This is a genomic window from Ectobacillus sp., assembly GCF_056992975.1.
Genome location: NZ_JBXKMX010000047.1, coordinates 1 through 2,275, shown reverse-complemented (window position 1 = coordinate 2,275; position 2,275 = coordinate 1). Strand labels below are relative to the sequence as shown.

The window sequence follows — 2,275 nt, the reverse complement described above, 5'->3', positions numbered from 1 at the left end:
TCTTCGCTGATTACGGATTGAAAATGTTTAACGATAGTTGGAAATGGATGCGGACCAACTGCCGATCCTAATAAATAGTATGTGTTTTCATAATTTTCAACTAAGTCTTGCAAGGCTACATCTACTGCATCCTTCAGGCGTCCTTGTCCTTTTTCAACCGGTACAACCTTGGCACCAAGCAATTCCATACGAAATACATTTAACGCTTGGCGTTCTGTATCTACTTTTCCCATGTAAATGGTGCAATCTATACCAAACAATGCACAGGCAGTTGCAGTTGCAACTCCGTGCTGACCAGCGCCTGTTTCTGCAATGATGCGCTTTACACCCATCCGTTTCGCAAGCAAAATTTGCCCAATAGCATTGTTAATTTTGTGAGCACCCGTATGATTTAAATCTTCACGTTTTAAATAAATTTTTGCCCCGCCTATTTTTTCGCTCAAGTTCTTTGCATAGGTGAGGGGATTTTCACGACCTACGTATTCTTTTAAATAATATTTAAACTCTTCTTCGAATGTGGGATCATTTTTGTAAAGATTAAACTGCTCTTCTAATAGGGAAAGTACATGTTTTAAATCATCATTGACAAAACTTCCACCAAATTCTCCGTAATACCCTTCTTCTACAGTATGTATACTCATATCCACCATCTCCTGAAATTTCTGATTATTTATATATTATAGCAAAAAAGAGGGGAGAGAGTATGAATATGAGTTATATTTTTGGTAGCTGGTTTAATTGATTAACGAGAGATGAAAATAAGGCTTCATTGTTAGCATCTAGTGCTTCGTCAATTTGTTGCTTAAGGAGCTGCCTTTTTTGTTCGAGCACGAGTTTTTTAATCATCACATCGACTTCCTTGGCATCCTTCTCGTATTGCGTATACTTTCGTAAATTATCGATGGCAGGGGATTCGATTAGTTGCAAATAACTATGATTGGACATTTTTCCATAGAAATGAATCATTATATTCACTCGGTCTGATGGATTTGCCATGAGTTCGCCTAAAGCAGTAGCGACATCCTCTGTTTTTCGCTTATTATAGTAAAATTCAAATCCAGGCTCATCGGATTGTACACTGGAAATCACAATGGTTTTCCGGTTTAATTGAATTTGCTCGGTAAAGGAAATACATTCAAGAATGGGAGGCTTATTCAGTATGTATTCTAGCACCTTGCGTGCATCTGTTCGCTTTAATCGATGCGAGTCTAAAAACCACTTCAAAAAATTGCGTTTTTCACTTACGGATACCCATTTTTTCATACTATCCCACCTTTTTGAAAAGATATTTGGTATTAGGAAAGAGTCTTGTTTATGTAGGAAGCCAACGAATCCAATGGATTTATAATGGTGGTTACGTTATTTTTTTTCATTTCCCTGGCTGCGTATACCATCGAAAGCTGAGCAACCGATACGATTTTGCTAGTACTGGCTTGTTTTAGAGACTTCATTACCTTACTTTTATACGCCTCAATTTGACCTTGCATTAGCAAATCAAACGCATGGTCTATGAGAATTATTTCTACATCTATTGATGCTCTCACCTGCTTGGCGTATAGATGCAGACGCTCTACGGTGCCAGAAACCGTTGCTGGATTTGTAAAAAACATAGTCTGAGGCTGCGTAGCGGCGCAGATTTCTGCAAAAAATGGTTCGTCAATCTTAATAATGGGTATAGGTAGGAAATCCGATTTTCCTAAAATAGCAATATAATCTGTACATGTAATGATGATGGCGTCTACATTACAACTTGCTATCCATTCGAGCTGTTTTTTGACCTTGTTTTGCAAAATGGTTTCATCGAAAGACCGATGATACATAAGCCCAGGATCTACAAAGTGGATACACTCTAGCTCATATAAAGAAAGGGATTGTTCAAGATAAGTGATATTAGAATAATGAGCGTGTAAGCATCCTATTTTTCGGGTCATAGCTCTTCATCCACCTTTTCTATTAACAATAAATAGGAATGGTAGATCTGTCAATTAATGATGGTCGGGTGACGTTGATTTTAGATGTTTATGTTTTACGGCACTAAAATGGAGGGGCTGTTTATTTTAAAACAAAAAAACAGACTCTATAAAGAGTCTGTGTAGGGATCGTTTTAATTAAGCTTTACGTACGTTAGCAGCTTGAGGTCCGCGTTGACCTTGTTCTACGTCAAAAGTAACAGCTTGACCTTCGTCTAAAGATTTGAAACCTTCACTTTGGATAGCTGAGAAATGTACGAATACGTCTTCTCCGCCTTCACGTTCGATAAAACCGAAACCTTTGT

General features: G+C 37.8%; 4 protein-coding genes. All 4 read right to left on the bottom strand.

What is annotated here, in order from left to right; all coding sequences use genetic code 11:
• Nucleotides 1-641: pyridoxal-phosphate dependent enzyme (locus AC11ZT_RS01895; RefSeq protein WP_484057983.1), on the bottom strand; the 641-nt coding region annotated here is incomplete at its 3' end.
• Between the two features lie 73 nt (nt 642-714).
• Nucleotides 715-1,263, bottom strand: coding sequence for a YpiB family protein (locus AC11ZT_RS01890; RefSeq protein WP_484057982.1), 549 nt, complete (start codon nt 1,261-1,263; stop codon nt 715-717).
• A gap of 32 nt (nt 1,264-1,295) precedes the next feature.
• Nucleotides 1,296-1,931: a hypothetical protein gene (locus tag AC11ZT_RS01885; protein WP_484057981.1), complete on the bottom strand. Its 636-nt coding sequence runs from the start codon at nt 1,929-1,931 to the stop codon at nt 1,296-1,298.
• 177 nt (nt 1,932-2,108) lie between these two features.
• Nucleotides 2,109-2,275 (bottom strand): cold-shock protein (locus AC11ZT_RS01880; RefSeq protein ID WP_484057984.1); only part of this gene is annotated, 167 nt, incomplete at its 5' end.

Excerpts from the sequence above, each read along its gene's own strand:
- AC11ZT_RS01890 (WP_484057982.1), bottom strand. The coding sequence starts at position 1,263 with ATGAAAAAATGGGTATCCGTAAGTGAAAAACGCAATTTTTTGAAGTGG.
- AC11ZT_RS01885 (WP_484057981.1), bottom strand. The coding sequence starts at position 1,931 with ATGACCCGAAAAATAGGATGCTTACACGCTCATTATTCTAATATCACT.